This is a genomic window from Actinoplanes sp. TBRC 11911 (genome assembly GCF_012933445.1).
Taxonomy (GTDB): Bacteria; Actinomycetota; Actinomycetes; order Mycobacteriales; family Micromonosporaceae; genus Actinoplanes.
The window spans coordinates 108,268-125,251 of record NZ_JABBNC010000026.1; the positions used below are offsets into that span (position 1 = coordinate 108,268).

Consider the following 16,984-nt stretch of genomic DNA (forward strand, 5'->3'; position numbering starts at 1 on the left):
GGATCGCCACATAGTGGGATGGACAGGCGAGGCGCCGCAGCGCGATTCTTCGGCGCGGAAATCGGGAGGTGGCCGCTCAGACATGCCCGGCAGCCAGCGGTAGGTGAGCCACCGCCGGAGCGTGAGGCGCTGAGCGCGAGCGGCGCGGTTCGTCACATGACCCACCATCGAGGTCCGCCCGCCGGAGAGAAACGCCTGGCCGCACGGTCTGCGTAAGGCAACCCCGCCCCGAACCGTCAATGCGCGAGAGAGTCACAGCCGCAATCAACAAGCCGATCCCGACCAGGAAGCGTCATCCCGCGGAAGCGTCATCCCGCGGAAGCCGCCGTCGCGCGGAAGCGCCGTTGCAGCCGTTGTGGACGCGGGCCGACGCGGGGCGGACCGACGCAGGGCGGGTCGACGCAGGGCGGGTCGACGCACGGCGGGCCGACGCACGGCGGGCCGACGCACGGCGGGCCGACGCACGGCGGGCCGACGCACGGCGGGTGGGTCGAGGCGGTACGAGGCGGATCGAGGCGAGGCCGGGCGGGGGTGCTGCCTCGTACGGGGAAATGGGTGAGGCCGCCGTGCCTCCTGGGACAGAACACGGCGGCCTCACGTCGGGGGGCGTCAGCGACTCGCGCCCGCGCGCCGCTTCGTCCAGATGTCGAAGGCGACCGCGGCGAGCAGCACCGCGCCCTTGACCAGCATGACCTGCTCACTAGGCGCACCGATGAGGCTCATGCCGTTGTTGATGACGCCCATGATCAGGCCACCGGTGATCGCACCCGCGACCTTGCCGACGCCGCCCTGCACCGCCGCGCCGCCGATGAAGGCCGCCGCGATCGCGTCGAGTTCGAACTGGTTGCCGGCCGTCGGGTTGGCCTGGTTGAGGCGGCCGGCGAAGATGATGCCGGCGAGCGCGGACAGCACGCCCATGTTCACGAAGATCCAGAAGACGACCGACTTGACCTTCACGCCGGACAGGGTCGCCGCCTGCAGGTTGCCGCCGACCGCGTAGATCTGGCGGCCGAACACCGAGCGGTTGGCCAGCACCGTGTAGCCCAGGACCAGGATCGCGAGCAGCACCAGCACCCAGGGCAGGTTGCGGAACCGGGCGAGCTGGACGATCACGAACATCAGGACCAGGGAGGCGACCGCGATCTTGCCGATGAACAGTGGCAGCGAGTCGGCGGTCTGGCCGTAGCGGATCCGGCCGGCGCGGGAACGCCACTGCGTCACCACGATGCCGGCCACCGCGACGAGACCGATCAGCAAGCTGAACAGATCGGCCCCACCCAAAGCCCCAAGCCCGACATTTCCAAAATATCCAGAAGAGAACCCGTTGGCCAACGTCCGGACGTCGTCGGGGAACGGGCCGATCCCCCGGTTGCCCAGGATCATCAGCGTGATCGCCCGGAACAGCAGCATGCCCGCCAGCGTGACGATGAAGGCGGGAATGCCGAAGTACGCCACCCAGTAGCCCTGCCACGCCCCGATGATCGCGCCCGCGATCAGCGTGATGAGCACGGCAAGCGGCCACGCGACGTGGTGGTCGACCATGAGCACCGCGGAGACCGCGCCGCTGGCGGCCACGATGGAGCCGACCGACAGGTCGATGTGGCCCGCGATGATCACCAGGATCATCCCGATCGCGAGGATCAGGATGTAGGAGTTCTGGACGATGATGTTGCTGATGTTCTGCGGCGCGAGCATGTCGCCGCCGGTGAGGATCGTGAACAGCACCACGATCCCGGCGAACGCGATGTAGATGCCACTCTGCCGCAGATTGATGTTGAAGCGGCCGCTGCCGCCATCGCTCGGGGCCGGCGATGGTGTCACCGTGACGGCGACGTCGGCGTTGGTGGGTGCGAGGCTCACTTGCGTGCCTCCTGTCCGGCGGTCATGAGGGTCATCAGGCCCTCCTGGGTGGCTTCGGCGCGCGGCACCTCACCGGTGATCCGCCCGGCCGAGAGGGTGTAGACCCGGTCGCAGAGCCCGAGCAGCTCGGGCAGCTCGCTGGAGATGAGCAGCACGGCCTTGCCCTGGTCGGCGAGCCGATTGATGATCGTGTAGATCTCGTACTTGGCGCCGACGTCGATGCCCCGGGTCGGCTCGTCGAGGATCAGCACGTCCGGATCCGTGAAGATCCACTTGGATAGCACGACCTTCTGCTGGTTGCCGCCGGAGAGCTTGCCCGTGACGCTCATGACGCTGGGCGCCTTGATGTTCAGGCTCCTGCGGTACTCCTCGGCGACCTTGTATTCCTCGTTGTCGTCGACCCAGCCGCGGTGCGCCAGTTTGCCGAGCGCGGAGGCCGAGACGTTGCGCTTGATGTCCTCGATCAGGTTCAGGCCGTAACGTTTGCGGTCCTCCGTGGCGTACGCGATGCCGTGCTCGATGGCCTCGCGCACCGACCGCAACCTGATCTCCTTGCCGTCCTTGAAGACCCGGCCGGAGATGCCGGTGCCGTAGGCCCGGCCGAAGATGCTCATCGCGAGCTCGGTGCGCCCGGCGCCCATCAGCCCGGCCAGCCCGACGATCTCGCCGCGGCGCAGCGTGAAGCTGGCGTCGTCGACCAGGATCCGGCCGTGCTGGGTGGGGCTGTGCACGGTCCAGTTCTCGACGCGCAGGATCTCCTCGCCGATCGTCGGCTCGTGCGGCGGGAACCGGTTGTCCAGGTCCCGGCCCACCATCCCCGAGATGATCTTGTCCTCGGTGAGGCCCTCGGAGGGCAGCGTGGTGATCGTGCGGCCGTCGCGCAGGATCGTCACCCGGTCGGCGACCTCCAGCACCTCGTTGAGCTTGTGCGAGATGATCACGCAGGTGATGCCCTCGTCGCGCAGGCCGCGCAGCAGGTTCAGCAGGTGCGCCGAGTCGTCGTCGTTGAGCGCCGCGGTGGGCTCGTCGAGGATGAGCAGCCGCACCTCCTTGGAGAGCGCCTTCGCGATCTCCACGAGCTGCTGCTTGCCGACGCCGAGGTCGAGGACCTGGGTGACCGGGTTCTCGCGCAGGCCGACGCGGCGCAGCAGGTCGGCGGCGGCCGCGTTGGTGCGGTTCCAGTCGATGAAGCCGCGCTTGGCGCGCTCGTTGCCGAGGAAGATGTTCTCCGCGATGGACAGGTTCGGCGCGAGCGCGAGCTCCTGATGGATGATCACGATGCCGCGCTTCTCGCTGTCGCGGATGCCGGCGAACCGGCACTCCTCGCCGTCGAAGCTGATCTCGCCGTCGTAGTCGCCGTGCGGGTAGACGCCGGAAAGCACCTTCATCAGGGTGGACTTTCCGGCGCCGTTCTCCCCGCAGATCGCGTGGATCTCGCCGCGGAGCACCTCCAGGTTGACGTCCTGCAGTGCTTTCACACCAGGGAACGTCTTGGAGATGCCCCGCATGCGGAGGATGGCCTCACTCATGAGCCGAGCTGGGCCTCGGTGTAGTACCCGCCGTCGACGAGTTCCTTCTTGTAGTTCGACTTGTCGACGACGACCGACTGCAGCAGCATCGACGGGACGACCTTGTTGCCGTTGTTGTAGTCCGTCGTGTTGTTGACCTCGGGCTTGCCACCCTTGAGCACCGCGTCGGCCATCTTCACCGTGGTCTCGGCGAGCTGCCGGGTGTCCTTGTAGACGGTCGAGTACTGCTCACCCGCGATGATCGACTTGACCGAGGCGAGCTCGGCGTCCTGGCCGGTGACGATCGGGTACGGGTTCGCGGCGGTGCCGTAGCCGTTGCTCTTGAGCGCCGAGAGAATACCGATCGAGAGGCCGTCGTACGGGGACAGCACGCCCTGCACCTTGGCGCCGCCCTTGTACGTGGAGGTCAGCAGGTCCTCCATGCGCTTCTGCGCGGTGGCCGGGTCCCAGCGCAGGATCGCGATGGTCTTGAAGTCGGTCTGCTTGCTCTTGACCACGATCGTGCCGTCGTCGATGAACGGCTTGAGCACCGTCATCGCGCCGTTGAAGAAGAACGTCGCGTTGTTGTCGTCCGGCGAGCCGGCGAACAGCTCCACGTTGAACGGGCCCTTCGCGGTGCCCTTGGAACCGTCCGCGTTCAGCACCTTGAGGCCGGTCAGCAGCGAGGTCGCCTGCTGCACGCCCACCTTGGCGTTGTCGAAGGTGGCGTAGTAGTCCACGTTGGGGCTGTTGCGGATCAGCCGGTCGTAGGCGATGACCGGAATGTTGTTCTGCTTCGCGTTGTCGAGCTGCGTGGTGATCGCGGTGCCGTCGATCGACGCGATGATCAGCAGCTTGGCACCCTTGGTGATCTGGTTGTCCAGCTGCTGGGTCTGCGTGGGGATGTCGTTCTCGGCGTACTGCAGGTCCACCTTGTAGCCGAGGCCCTCGAGCTGCTTCTTGAGGTTGTCACCGTCGCTGATCCAGCGCTCCGAGGAACGGGTCGGCATGGTGACACCGATCAGAGCGCCCTTGTTGTCGGTGGCGCCGGCCGCCTTGTCGGCGGTCTTCTCGCTCGAGCCGCAAGCGGCCAGTGCGGCGGTAAGGACGACGGCGGAGGCCACGGCCCCCATCCGGGAGAATCTCATCGCGCATAACTCCTTTGTCGGGGGCGACGTGGCGTCGAGTGTGAACGCTAACAACGTCGGGTGTCAACAGGTTCCGGTAACGTTGTTGACACGTCGGGGAAAAGTTCGACCGTGACCTCTACGACCAGATCAGACGCCGAATTGTTATCGGTAACAGGCCCCGGCTTTGATAGAGATATGAGCTTTGACGACACCACTCGCCGGCAGTTCGACGCCATCGAGCGCAACTGGGACGAGCGCACCCCGATCCACGCCGCCAGTCACTTCTACGGCCGGGACGCGGAGAGCTGGTTCGCCGCGTACGAGTGGGACGATCTCGGCGACCTTACCGGCCGCGACGTGCTGCACCTGCAGTGCCACCTGGGCACCGAGACGGCGGCGTTCGCCAAGCGCGGCGCCCGCTCGGTGACCGGTCTCGATCTGTCGGGTGCCGCGATCGCCGAGGCCCGGCGCATCGCGGAGGGTCAAAACCTGGCGATCGATTTCGTACGCGCGAACGTGTACGACGCCGCCGAAGCGCTCGATGGCCGCCAGTTCGATGTGGTCTACACCGGTAAGGGCGCTCTCTGCTATTTGCCCGATCTGGACCGTTGGGCGGCGACGGTGGCGTCCCTGCTGCGCCCCGGCGGGATCGTCTCGATCGTGGAGTTCCACCCGATGCTGGTCGCTCTCGGCGTCGTGTCCGGTTCACTTTTCGCCGACGACCGGAGCCTGGTGCTGCGGCACGACTATCTGGCCGGCCGGGGCGTCCGGGAGATCGACGCGACGTGGACGTACACCGACGGGCCGGCGCTGAAGCGGGCGACGACGAGTTACGAGTGGGCGCACGGGCTGGGCGAGGTGGTGACCGCGCTGGCCCGCGCCGGGCTGTCGATCCGGTCGGTGCGCGAGAGCGACGAGCTGCCGTGGCGGCGCTGGCCGCACATGGTCCCCGCGTCCGAGGGGTTCTGGCGGCTGCCGGACGACGCTCCGAGGATCCCCCTGCTGTACGCGGTCACGGCGTCGAAGGCGGACTGAGCGCGGGTCACGTCGGCGGGGGCCGGCACCGGCGTGGCGCCTCAGGTGGCCACGTGGACGCGGACCGACGTGCCGGCCGGGTGGCGGTGCAGGCGGACCAGGTCGCACAGGTCGTTGACGAGCAGCAGGCCGCGGCCGCCGGTGTCGTCCGGTGGCAGCGGCACCCGGCCGGCCAGCGGGCCGGGCGACGGGCCGGCGTCGTCGACCTGGCAGACCAGCACGCCGGACTCGGGCCAGACGGCGATCCGGCCGCCGCCGCGGGTGTGCCGCAGCGTATTGGTGACCAGCTCGTTCGCGGCCATGACCAGGTCGTCGAGGCGGTCCGGCGACAGCATCGTGCCGGCCGCCTGCCGCACGAACGCGCGCAGTCGGGGCAGGTCCGCCCGGTCGTCGACGACACGCTCCTTCGCGTACTCCGGCACCGGCGGCAGCGGCACGTCGAGGTCGTCGGCCGTGGTCAGCGGGTCCACGTAGGACGTGCTGCGCCGCAACACCCCGCCGTCGAGGATCTGCGGGTGGGTGCGCCACGCGTTCAGGATCGCCGCGGGCCGCAGGGTGCTCACGGCGTACGGGCAAAGGATTGTCGCGTCGCGGCCGGCGAAGACCGCGTTGATCAGGGCCTCGTGGATGGCGCAGGCGTCCAGTTCGAGCGGGGTGCGGGCGGCCCACACCGGTTCCCCGATGATCGCCGCCCGGTACCCGCGGTGGCGGCCGGCGAAGTCGAGCAGCACCCTCGGCAGGATGCGCCCGGGGTTGCGGCCGGCGACCGCCATGTCGGCGAACGTGATCCGCCAGCCGTCGTCGACGAGCGCGCCGCGGAGCAGGTCGAGGTTCGCGGCGGGCACCGCGACCAGGACCGGGCGGCCCGCCTCGAGCGCGTCCCGGACGAACGTCGTGGTGGCCGCGAGGTAGTCGGCGCTGCCGCGGTACAGCAGACCGGGATGCTCGAACGGCTCCGTCGTCACACGCCCCCGTCCACCGTGAGGCCCGGTGCCTCGGCGGCGCCGGTGAAGCCCAGCAGCCGGCGCAGGGCCGGCGAGCAGCCCACCACCCGCACCCGGCCGTGGTGCGCCGCCTGGACCAGGATGCGGGCGACCGCGGTGTCGGCGAACCGCAGCTCGCTGACGTCGATGACCATCTCGCGTTCGTCGTCGCCGACGTCGTCGAAGAGCTGGTCGACCACGGCGGCGAGGGCGGTGCGGTTGGAGCGGTCGGCCTCGCCGGACAGGACGAGCCCGGCCGGGACGCGTCGCACGCGCAGCGAGGTGGCCGGGTCGTACGGCATGCCGGTGGCCGCGGCGCCCTGGTGGGTCCACATGAACTCGCGCAGGTCGAGGGCCTCGAACACGCGCCGGTCGTAGGCGCAGACGCCGGCCACGAAACCGTCGCTGATGATCGTGTTGACCATGGTCTCGTACCAGGCGAGGCGGTCGGCGCCCGGAATGTCGCGCCGGGCCCAGGACATGTCGCCGACGACGCGCATCCCGAGGTAGCCCTCGCTGCGGGCGCGTTCGCGTTCGGCGGCCCAGCCGGCCAGGACGGCCTCGGGGTCGAAATAGCCGGCCGCGAGGTAGCTGGACTCGGGGACGTCGGCCACCAGCGAGCCCGTGCGCAGCGGCTCGGCCGGGTCGGCCCCCCGCGCGCGCAACGCGGCGAGCACCAGCTCGGGTTGGTCGCCGCTGTAGATCACCCGGTGGCGTGCGCGCAGCCCGGCGATGAAGAAGCTCGCGATGGTGTCCGCGCGGACGCGATCATCGTCGACGACCCAGCACACGTGATCTCCGGGTGTCACCCGATCGAGCAGCGCCGACCCGGACACCGGAGTACCCCCTTCGCACGCCCGGTTGGAATTGCCCTTCACCGTACGCGTGCGGGGGGCCTCGTGGCGTTACCCGTCCAGGTGATTAGGACGACGCCCAAGTGGGATGAGCGGTGACGAACTGCCCGACCGTGTCGGTGCGGGCCGCGTGCAGCAGGTCCAGGCTGGTCGGGCTGAGGATCTGCACGCTGCCGACGCCGGGCACGGACCGGCTGTTGAACTTGCCGTCGTTCGTCTTGATCGTCACGAGTCCGGAGGGGTTGAGCCCGCGCATCGCGAACGCCCAGTCGGTGATCGAGATGCCGCCGGTGTCCACCGTCATGGTCTTGCCGATCGAGCTGATCAGGCCAGGCAGCTTGGTCGGCGAGCTCAGCCCGTCGTGTTCGGCCTGCTGCAGCACCGCCTTGAGGAACTGCTGCTGGTGGCGCTGCCGGCCGTAGTCGCCGTCGTGGTTGGCGAGCAGGTCGCGCTGGCGTACGAAATCGAGGGCCTGGGCAGGGGTGAAGCAGTGGTTGCCCTTGGCGTAGAAGTTCGGCGTGACGCCGGCGATCTTGTGGTTGATGGTGCCGTCCGGGTTGATCGCGTAGGGCGCGGCCTGCTTGCCGTCCGCGGTGTGCCCGATGTGGATCGAGGTGGTGTCCTCGTCCACATACATGCAGACCTGGCCGAGCACGTTGACGACCTGCTGGAAACCCTGGAAGTCGATGATCGCGCCGGCGTCCGGGGTGATGCCGGTGAGCTTCTTGACGGTCAGCGAGAGCAACTCGAAGCCGTGCGACAGCTGTTGCGCGCCGGTGAGCCCCCGGCCGCCGAACGAGAACGCCGCGTTGATCTTGTTCTTCCCGCCGGCGTACGAGGTCACGCCGTTGTTGTAGGCCGGGATGGAGACGTAGCTGTCGCGGGGCAGCGAGATCAGGTACCCGCTTTTGTGGTCGGCCGGGATGTGCAACAGGATGATCGAGTCGGAGCGGATCGCGGTGCCGGCCGCCGCGTTGGGCCGCTGGTCGATGCCGACGAGCAGGATGTTCTTGGCGCCCGAGACGGTGGCGTGCGCGGTCGCCGGGTCGGAGCTGCCGAGCAGGCTCTGCTGCTTCACCGAGCGGGTGGCCGCGCCGACGGTGGCCTCGAACACCACGACCCCGGCGCCCGCGACGATCAGCACGACGGCGCCCATGACGGTGAGCCACCGGGCCCATCGGCGGTGTCGGCGCTTCGGCATGTCGTCTCCCCCCTGGTCTTTTGTAATAACGGCATCGACCGCCGGTAAGCCTGCGTCGGGCCGGTGAGATTTCGGTGAGATTTTCCTGTCAGGCGACTGAGCGGCCCCCGGCGTCTGCCTCGAATTAACCCGTACGCCTCCGGACCGCCCTACCGTGCCCAGACGATCACCCTGGTTCTCCGACGGTTAAGCAGGTCGAAATGTCCCCATCACCGGAGGTCAGCGTCGTCATCCCGACGCGCAACCGCCCGGAACTGGCCGCCCGCGCGGTGGCCAGCGCTCTCGCCCAGACGTTCGGTGACCTCGAGGTGGTCGTCGTGGTGGACGGCCCCGACGGCGTCACCCTCGACGCACTGTCGGGCATCGGCGACGACCGGGTCCGGGTGATCGAGCTGAGCGAGCAGGGCAAGGCCCCGAACGCCCGCAACCAGGGCGCGCGCAACGCCCGGGGCCGCTGGACCGCCCTGCTCGACGACGACGACGAGTGGCTGCCCGCCAAGATCGAGACCCAGCTGGCGATGGCCGCGCAGGCCACCAAGGCGTCCCCGATCATCGCCACCCGCATGATCAGCCGCACGCCGCGCGCCGACACCGTGATGCCGCGCCGCCTCCCCGAGCCGGATGAGCCGCTCAGCGAGTATCTGACGATGCGCCGCGGCCTGTTCTACGGCGACGGCTTCATCCAGACCTCCACGATCATGGCGCCCACCTCGCTGTTGCTGCGGGTGCCGTTCACCGTCGGCCTGCGCCGCCAGCAGGAGCTGGACTGGACGCTGCGGGCCGTCCGCCATGACGACGTCGAGCTCCTGTACGTCCCGGAGCCGCTCGTGCTGTGGCACCAGGACGAGAATCGGGAACGTATCAGCCTGCAGAACCCGTGGGAGGAACAGCTCGACTGGCTGCGGCACAATCGGGAGTTGTTCACGCCCCGCGCGTACGCGGCGTTCACGATGAGCGTGCTGAGCTCGATGGCCGCGCCGACGCGTAGTGGCAAGGTGTTCCGGGAGCTGCTGGACGAGGCCCGCGGCCACGGGCATCCCGGGGCGATCGACTACGTGACGTTCCTGCAGATCTGGGCGCTGCCGCCGGCGCTGCGCGCGCGCCTCCGCGACAAGATCGTCGGCCGGAGCGCGTCCGCGTCGTCGCCTTCGTCCAGTGCTGCCGATGTCTGAGCCTGCCGTCGTCATCTGGCGCAGCGCCATGCTGTCCGGCTCGGAGACGTTCATCCGCAACCAGGCCGACTCGCTCACCCGCTGGCGGCCCGCCTACCTGGGCGCCACCAAGGTCGAGTCGGACATCGCCCGCGCCGGCGACGTCATCGCGTACCCGTCCGAGGCCGACCGGCGGGCCTTCCTGCGCCTGCGCCTGACCGGGCAGTCACCGCAGCTGCTGCGGCTGCTGGCCGCGCAACGGGCGAAGCTGGTACACGCCCACTTCGGCGGCGACGGCTGGCTGATCAGCGGCTCGGCGCAGCGCCTCGGCATTCCGCTGGTCGTCACCGTGCACGGCCACGACGTGACCCGCCAGCCGGCCACGCCCGGCGCGAAGGGCATGCGCTACCGCCGCAACCTGCGCGCCATGTTCCAGCGGGCGGCCGCGGTGATCGCGGTGTCCGAGGTGATCCGGGAGAAGGCGATCCGCTGGGGCGCCGACCCCGCGAAGGTGCGGGTGCACTACACGGGCGTGCCGATCCCCTCGTCGACACCCGAGGCGTCGAAAGAATGGGACGTCGTGTTCGTGGGCCGCTTCGTCGAGAAGAAGGGCGCGGACGACCTGGTCGCCGCCCTGTCCACGATGGACCGGCCGGTGCGGGCGTTGTTCATCGGCGACGGCCCGCTGCTACCCCAGGTGCGCGCGTCGGCGGCGGCGCTGCGGGTGGACGCGACGTTCCGGGGTTCGCTGCCGCCCGACGAGGTGTACCGCCTGCTCGGCGCCTCCCGCATCCTGGCCGCCCCGTCGCGGACGGCGGCCGACGGCGACACCGAGGGCCTGCCCACGACGATCGTGGAGGCGGCCGCGCTGGGCCTGCCGGTGGTGTCGACCCGGCACAGCGGCATCCCGGAGGCGGTGACCGACGGCGAGACCGGCCTGCTGGGCGCCGAGGGCGACCGCCCGGCGCTGGCCGCGGGCCTGACGCGCCTGCTGGCCGACGAGCCGCTGCGGGAGCGGTTCGGCAAGCAGGCGCGCGAGCAGGCCATGGCCCGTTTCGACGTGCGCAAGCAGAGCCGGGGCCTGGAGGACCTGTACGACGAGGTGACCGCCTAGCCCTTCGCCTTCTTGACCACGCCCCGGACCGCTCGCTTGCCGGCCCGCAGACCGCCGTACAGGCTGGTCGCGGCCCGCCCCGGCATCGTCGCCTTGAGCACCTTGTTGATCTGCCGGACGCGCTTGAGCTCGGCCTCACGGTTGCGCAGCATGGACTCGTACCACTCGTGCTTCGCCCGTGCCTCGGCCAGCTCCTTCGCGAGGCGGTCACGTTCGGTGGTCAGCTCGCGGACACTCTCCGCCGCCCGCGGCCCGGCGGCGGCCGGGACGTCGGCGGGCTCCAGCTCGCGACCGGTCATCCCGGCGAGCAGGGCGGTCAGCTCGGCCTCGCCGATGGGGGCCGGCCACAGGTCGGCGTAGCCGCCGCGGATCACGTCGGCGGCGAACTCGCGCAGCGTGACGAGGGGATCCGCGGCCGGGGTGAGCCCGGCATGGCGGCCCGCGGCGTCCACGACGATCTGCCCGGCCGGCACCCCGGCGGCGGGGCCGGACAGCCAGGCGGTCAGCAGCTCCCGCACGGCCGGCAGGTCGCGGCGGCGGCAGGCGGTCAGGAGCAGGTCTTCGAGCGTGCGGCCGCGGGGCAGGCTCGGGTCGGGCAGCCGGATCTCGCGGACCGCGCCGTCCACGACAGTTATCGCATCGGGCCATATCGCGGTGCGTGCCTCGGCAGCCTGGCCTTTACCGGCCAGGACGATCCAGCCGGGGGCCAGCTCGGATACCAGGCCGGCGCGGGCGGCGCCGGTCGCGAGCCGGCGCGGGTCGGCCAGCACGTCCTTCGCGGCCGTCATGGCGGCGCTGAGTCGCGCCTCAACGAACCCGGACAAATCCCGATTTTTCGCGAAAGAGTCGCTTAAAAGCGAGATTTCGGCGGGGAGTGAGCGCCGGCCGCCGGCCGCCGGAGCGCCGGCCAACGAATCGCGAGTCCACCGGTCGCCGGCTTGCGACGGACTGACCTCGCCTTCCGACAGCCGCATATCCGGATATGTCGCGAAATCATGCACCACTGTCAGCCCGGCAGCGGCGAGCCGCCCCCGCAACACCTCGGGCCCGCCCGGACCCTCCGCGACCACCCAGTCCGCATCCGACAACTCACCCGGCAGCGTTACCAGCCGATGCAACCCGAACGGGTTCTCCACCGCCAGCAGCAACCGCCCACCGGGCCGCACCAGCGCGGCCACCATCGACAGGACCTCGTCCCACGACCGGTCCGGCGCCTCCGCCGAGATCAGCCGATCAAGCCCGTCCAGCGCCACCACGGTGTCATACGCCGCCACCGCCGGCACTTTGTCCAAGCTCCCGCACAAAACGGCATACCGATCCAGCACAGCCGCGTCCGACTCGCTGCGCACCAGCACCGTCACGTCGTCGACCGGCAACGCCGCGATCAGCTCCGGATCATGGGGCCCGGCCACCAGCGTACGGCCGAAAACCGCACCCAGAAGCGGCCGCAACGCCGCCCCGCCCGCCGGAGCCGGTCCGTGGGTCGCGTCCAGATCGGACCACAGCGGCATCTCGCCGCCGATCAATGTCACCGTCATCGCGCCAGCACCCCGGTCAGCTCCGCGTCCTCGACGCTGCGCGGCATCGGCCAGCCGAACACCCGGCGCAACTCGGCGGGCGGCAGCAGCCGATCCGCCCCCAGCTCCTGCACCGCGATCGCCCGGGCCGCCTCGACATCGACCCGTTTGCCGTGCATCGGCGCCCACTCGCGTTCGATCCGGGCCTGCCCGCCGAACGCCGACTTTTCCCCCTCCAGGCGCATCGGATCCCCGTACACGGCGGGCTCGCACCCGGCCAGCGCGCCGTAGAACACCGCGCTGCACAGCCTGTTGGACGCCACCCGGGAATGCCGGCGCTGCTCAGCGAGTTGACGGTACAGGAACGCGCCGTCGAGGTCCTTCCACTGCCCGCCGCGGTACCCGTGACAGATCACCCGGAACCCGGCCCGCTCGTAGCGCTGGCGCACCTTCTTGTCGCCGAACTCCTGCCAGTACAGGCAGATCGTCACCGGCCCGGTCTCGGTGTCGCGGATCTCGTCGATCAGCACGTCGTGATCACCGAGGATGTGCTGACCCTCCCAGCCGTGGAACGGGTAGAAGATGGTGCCCTCCCGCGGCCCGGCCGGTTCCGGTTCCATCGCCACCAGGTATGCCCAGGGGGCACCCGTCACGTACACCTCACGCCGGCCCAGCGCCCACGCCCGCCGGCGCACCCGTTCCGACCAGACGAACTTCGGCACGCCCGGGGTGAACTCGTGATCGGGAGCGAGCCCGTCGCCGATGTTCCAGCCGTGCTGGAGATATCCCTGGATGCGTGGCGGGTCCTCGTCGTCCAGGCCGCAGTAGCGGGCGAGCACGTGGGAATGGCCGTAGTAGTGGTTCGCGTGGTGCACGCCGAATTCCATACCGCGGAAACGTCCGGAAAGCGAACAGCAGGTGTCCGGCCGGGGAGATCTTTGGCGAGGGTGCTATGTTGGTCGCAGTTCCGGTTCCCGGATGCAGGCGGGCTTCTTTCCCGCCCCCGGCAACCCCTGCTCGGCTCACACGCCGTTTTTCACATCACCGGGCGTACGCCTCCGCGCGCGCCCGGGCTTCTGAGGAGTCCCTCATGACAACCCTTGCCACCCGCACATCTCCAAGATCCCAAACCCCTCGTTCCCGTACGCCTTCGCAGGAGCCCGCCGATGTCGCCGTCGACGCCCTGCTCGACATCGTCGACGACCGCGCGTGGCTGCGCGCCGACGGCTACCTGCCCGGCCCCGGTGACATCGCCGTGCACACCGCCGAGGTGCGCCGGCACGGGCTGCGCCGCGGCGACCGGGTCACCGGCTTCGCCCGGCTCGGCGGCAAGTACGCCAGCCTGCGCGTCGAGGCGGTCAACGGTCGCGCACCCGGGTACCGGCGACCGGACTTCTACGAGCTGACCCCGCTCTACCCGCAGGAGCGGCTGCGCCTGGAGAACGACCCCGGCGACCTCACCACCCGCGTCATCGACCTGCTGATGCCGTTCGGCAAGGGGCAGCGCGCGCTCGTCGTCGCACCGCCCAAGGCCGGCAAGACGATCGTGCTGCAGAAGATCGCGAACGCGCTGGCCACCAACAACCCGGAAGTCCACCTGATGGTGGTGCTCGTCGACGAACGACCCGAAGAGGTCACCGACATGCGGCGCACCGTCCACGGCGAGGTCATCGCGGCCACCTTCGACCGGCCGCCGCAGGAGCACACCGCGCTGGCCGAGCTCGCCGTCGAACGCGCGAAGCGCCTCGTCGAACAGGGCGAGGACGTGGTGCTGCTGCTCGACTCGATCACCCGGCTCGGACGGGCGTACAACCTGGTGACCGCCGGCCGCGGCCGCACCCTGACCGGCGGGCTGGACTCCACCGCGCTGTACCCGCCGAAGCGCCTGCTCGGCGCCGCCCGCAACATCGAGGACGGCGGCTCCCTCACGATCATCGCGACCGCCCTGGTGGAGAACGGCTCCGCGATGGACACACTGATCTTCGAAGAGTTCAAGAGCACCGGCAACGCCGAGCTCAAACTGGACCGTTCGCTTGCCGAGGCCCGCATCTACCCCGCGATCGACCTGGCCACGACCGGCACCCGGCACGACGAGACCCTGCTCGCCCCCGCCGAGCGCGCGGTCGTCACCCAGCTGCGCCGCGCCCTGTCCGGCGGCCCGGACCGCGTCGCCACCATGCGCCAGCTCCTCGAGCAGTTGCGCGGCACCCGCTCCAACCTGGAGTTCCTGCGCCGGCTCACCTGACGCCGCGCAACCTCCCCGGCTGGTAGGTGACCATCCCGTCGCCGTCCAGGTCGTAGGTCGCCGCGGGCTCGTCACCGCTCACCCGCAGCCGGTGATCACCCAGCCGCTGGTAGCGCGACTCGCCGACGACGACCGTCAACGATGGGGTCAGCACCAGGGCGGTCGGCGCGGTCTTTTCGCCGGACTCTAGTTGCAGAGCGCGCATCGCCCAGCTCAGGAACACCGGCGACGCGGCCAGCCGGATCACCGCACCGGCCAGGCGGGAAGGATCGGCCAGGCCCGGTTCCGGTGCGTCGAGGTCACCCGTCGCCTGCGTACGGCATCCGTCGCTCGACAACCGCAGCTCGCGCCGCCAGCCGTGCCCTTCGCAGACGACTTCCAGAGCCCGTACGGCGTGGTCGTCGGACAGCCACACCTGCCACCTCGTCGCGTACGGCTTGGGGCCGGAGACGACCGCCGTGCCGGAGACGCGGTTGTCCCCGTCCGGGATGACCAGCTCGGTGCCGACGGTGTCGGTGCGCTGCCAGACCCTGGGTTCAGCCGGCATCCGTACGGCCGTACCTTCTGGGGTGTTCGGTTTCGCGGTGCCGCTTCGATTTTCCGTGTCCGGCGTCCGTACGCCTGCGGCCTGTGCGTCTGGCGTCCGTGCGCCTGCGGCCTGTGGGCCTGGCGTCCGCACGTCGGTGGCCGGTGGGCCTGGCGTCCGCACGTCGGTGGCCGGTGGGCCTGGCGTCCGCACGTCGGTGGCCGGTGGGCCTGGCATCTGTTCGCTCGTGGCCGCTGCGCCCGGCGAAGCCGTTGTCGTGGCCTGTGGGCCCGGCGTCGGTTCGCCCGCGGCCTGTGACGTCGTCGTCCTCAAGCCGAGTCTCCTGTCCTGCGCCGTTGGTGGCGCTTGCCTCCGTGCTACCCGATCCCGAGCCGTCCGGCTGGGCACGGGCGTGCTTTATGCCAGTTCGTGCCGCTTACCGTGACCCCTGTTTCCGCCGGTGTGTCCCCCTCACGATTGCACTGTGCAATGATTTACGCCAGACATTGCCGGAGGTGCAGTATCGGGTATGGCCGACGAACTGAGGGTGCTGCAACGCTGGGTCGACAGCGGCGGGGTCCTGCGTGTCGTGGGCGAGCTCGGCGAGGCCGTCACCGTCGCCATGCTGACCTGCACCGCCGGCGAGGAAGCCGACCGCCTCACCACCACCGATCCCCAGGTCCGCGAGTGGCTGACCGGCCACGATCCGGTGAAATGATGTCCGGATGAGCTCGCCCGACGCGGTCCAGGCCCTGCTGCTCGCGAGCCGCGCCTTCGTCGGCCTCACCGCCCGCTCCCTGGCCGCGATCGACGGCGACGTCACCCTCCCCCAGTTCCGCGCGATGATCGTGATCGCCGTACGGGGCCCGCAGCGCAGCGCCGACATCGCCGACGAGCTCCAGGTGAACCCGTCGACGGCCACCCGCATGTGCGACCGGCTGGTCCGCAAGGGCCTGGTCCGCCGCGTCCGCCCCGCCGAGAACCGCCGCGTGGTCCGCCTGCGCCTGACCCACGCCGGCCACGACGTGGTGTCGCAGGTGGTGACCCGTCGCCGGACGGACGTGGAACACCTGGTGGCGGCCACCCCCGACCTCTGGAAGCCCGAGGTGATCACGGCCCTGACGTCGTTCGCCGAGGCCGCCGGCGAGATGCCCGACCAGGGTTGGTGGCTGGGCTGGACCGAGAACGCCCCGTCCGAGCAGCCGGCCTGACCGGCGCCCCGCTTCGCGGGCGAATCCGAGCAGCAGGCCTGACCCGCGCCCCGCTTCGCGGGTGAATCCGGGACGTCGCGGCGCCGGCGTGGGGCGGTCGGGAATCCGCCTGGGCAGATTCGACATGTCGATCCCAGTGCGCGCTTCAGAGATCGAATGGCTGGCTCGCACCGTCTCCTGCGCGGCCGTGGTCACTCCACCTTGAGCATCCTAGGAACCTAGTTTCTTCGGATCGGCTGCTCTGCCGAGAGACCGGGCTTGCCGACCGGCTGGCCGGGTGGGCAGGATCGCTCAAACCGTTGGTATCTGGCAGGCGGCGTCCTGTCTGCTGAACAATGGGCGCCGGGGCGGGTGCTTATCCCGCCAGGAGGCACCCGCCCCGCCGCCCGGCCCGGGCCCCACCGCCCGGCACGGCCCCCCACGAACGGCCCGGCCCTCATCGCCCGGCACGGCCCCTACGCCCGGCACGGCCCCTACGCCCGGCACGGCCCCTACGCCCGGCACGGCCCCTACGCCCGGCACGGCCCCTACGCCCGGCACGGCCCCCACCGCCCGGCACGGCCCCCACCGCCCGGCCCGGCCCCCACCGCCCGGCCCGGCCCACATCGCCCGGCACGTGTCGCGCGGGCCCCATCCCGAGCCGGCCCCA

The 16,984-nt window shown here is 70.4% G+C and carries 15 protein-coding genes; 6 read left to right on the top strand and 9 right to left on the bottom strand.

The window, feature by feature from the left end; translation table 11 throughout:
- Positions 1–609: 609 nt before the first annotated feature.
- Genes mmsB through chvE form a run of 3 tightly spaced genes read right to left on the bottom strand, consistent with a single transcriptional unit; the run spans position 610 to position 4,516 of the window.
- Complete coding sequence (mmsB, locus tag HH310_RS29490; RefSeq protein ID WP_312034401.1) at positions 610–1,860, bottom strand: multiple monosaccharide ABC transporter permease; 1,251 nt, start codon at positions 1,858–1,860, stop codon at positions 610–612.
- Positions 1,857–3,389, bottom strand: coding sequence for a multiple monosaccharide ABC transporter ATP-binding protein (mmsA, locus tag HH310_RS29495; RefSeq protein WP_169178951.1), 1,533 nt, complete (start codon positions 3,387–3,389; stop codon positions 1,857–1,859). The genes mmsB and mmsA overlap by 4 nt, the downstream gene beginning before the upstream one ends.
- Entirely contained in the window at positions 3,386–4,516 is a 1,131-nt protein-coding gene (gene chvE / locus HH310_RS29500; RefSeq protein WP_169178952.1) for a multiple monosaccharide ABC transporter substrate-binding protein, read from the bottom strand. Before chvE ends, mmsA begins: the two co-directional genes overlap by 4 nt.
- A 177-nt stretch (positions 4,517–4,693) precedes the next feature.
- Here chvE and HH310_RS29505 point away from each other — a divergent pair, with 177 nt between their 5' ends.
- Positions 4,694–5,533, top strand: a complete 840-nt coding sequence (locus tag HH310_RS29505) for a bifunctional 2-polyprenyl-6-hydroxyphenol methylase/3-demethylubiquinol 3-O-methyltransferase UbiG (protein ID WP_169178953.1) — start codon at positions 4,694–4,696, stop codon at positions 5,531–5,533.
- A gap of 41 nt (positions 5,534–5,574) precedes the next feature.
- Here HH310_RS29505 and HH310_RS29510 read toward each other — a convergent pair whose 3' ends face one another.
- The 3 genes from HH310_RS29510 to HH310_RS29520 all read right to left on the bottom strand — a co-directional run bounded on the left by HH310_RS29510 (position 5,575) and on the right by HH310_RS29520 (position 8,571).
- The gene (locus tag HH310_RS29510; RefSeq protein ID WP_312034402.1) at positions 5,575–6,498 is read right to left on the bottom strand and encodes a sensor histidine kinase; all 924 of its coding nucleotides are present in this window, start codon (positions 6,496–6,498) and stop codon (positions 5,575–5,577) included.
- A complete protein-coding gene (locus tag HH310_RS29515; RefSeq protein WP_169178954.1) occupies positions 6,495–7,352 on the bottom strand; it encodes an MEDS domain-containing protein in 858 nt (285 codons plus the stop codon). The genes HH310_RS29510 and HH310_RS29515 overlap by 4 nt, the downstream gene beginning before the upstream one ends.
- Positions 7,353–7,437: 85 nt before the next feature.
- Positions 7,438–8,571 (bottom strand): LCP family protein, encoded by a 1,134-nt coding sequence (locus HH310_RS29520; protein WP_169178955.1) that lies wholly within the window; start codon positions 8,569–8,571, stop codon positions 7,438–7,440.
- A gap of 200 nt (positions 8,572–8,771) precedes the next feature.
- Between HH310_RS29520 and HH310_RS29525 the strand changes: the two genes are divergently transcribed.
- Entirely contained in the window at positions 8,772–9,743 is a 972-nt protein-coding gene (locus tag HH310_RS29525) for a glycosyltransferase family 2 protein (protein WP_169178956.1), read from the top strand.
- On the top strand, positions 9,736–10,836 hold the full coding sequence (locus HH310_RS29530) for a glycosyltransferase (protein WP_248294532.1): 1,101 nt from the start codon (positions 9,736–9,738) through the stop codon (positions 10,834–10,836). The genes HH310_RS29525 and HH310_RS29530 overlap by 8 nt, the downstream gene beginning before the upstream one ends.
- On the opposite strand, the gene HH310_RS29535 is transcribed toward HH310_RS29530, so the two are convergent.
- Positions 10,833–12,374, bottom strand: a complete 1,542-nt coding sequence (locus HH310_RS29535; protein ID WP_169178957.1) for a hypothetical protein — start codon at positions 12,372–12,374, stop codon at positions 10,833–10,835. The two genes, HH310_RS29530 and HH310_RS29535, sit on opposite strands and share 4 nt — an antisense overlap.
- Positions 12,371–13,228, bottom strand: coding sequence for a hypothetical protein (locus HH310_RS29540; RefSeq protein WP_169178987.1), 858 nt, complete (start codon positions 13,226–13,228; stop codon positions 12,371–12,373). The genes HH310_RS29535 and HH310_RS29540 overlap by 4 nt, the downstream gene beginning before the upstream one ends.
- 215 nt (positions 13,229–13,443) lie before the next feature.
- On the opposite strand from HH310_RS29540, the gene rho reads away from it, so the two are divergent.
- Positions 13,444–14,598 (top strand): transcription termination factor Rho, encoded by a 1,155-nt coding sequence (gene rho, locus HH310_RS29545; RefSeq protein ID WP_169178958.1) that lies wholly within the window; start codon positions 13,444–13,446, stop codon positions 14,596–14,598.
- Here rho and HH310_RS29550 read toward each other — a convergent pair.
- Positions 14,591–15,145 (bottom strand): putative glycolipid-binding domain-containing protein, encoded by a 555-nt coding sequence (locus HH310_RS29550; protein WP_169178959.1) that lies wholly within the window; start codon positions 15,143–15,145, stop codon positions 14,591–14,593. The genes rho and HH310_RS29550 overlap by 8 nt on opposite strands.
- 508 nt (positions 15,146–15,653) lie before the next feature.
- Here HH310_RS29550 and HH310_RS29555 point away from each other — a divergent pair.
- Together HH310_RS29555 and HH310_RS29560 are read left to right on the top strand one after the other, a co-directional pair.
- Positions 15,654–15,842 (top strand): hypothetical protein, encoded by a 189-nt coding sequence (locus tag HH310_RS29555; protein ID WP_169178960.1) that lies wholly within the window; start codon positions 15,654–15,656, stop codon positions 15,840–15,842.
- A gap of 7 nt (positions 15,843–15,849) precedes the next feature.
- Complete coding sequence (locus tag HH310_RS29560) at positions 15,850–16,335, top strand: MarR family winged helix-turn-helix transcriptional regulator (protein ID WP_169178961.1); 486 nt, start codon at positions 15,850–15,852, stop codon at positions 16,333–16,335.
- Positions 16,336–16,984: the final 649 nt, after the last annotated feature.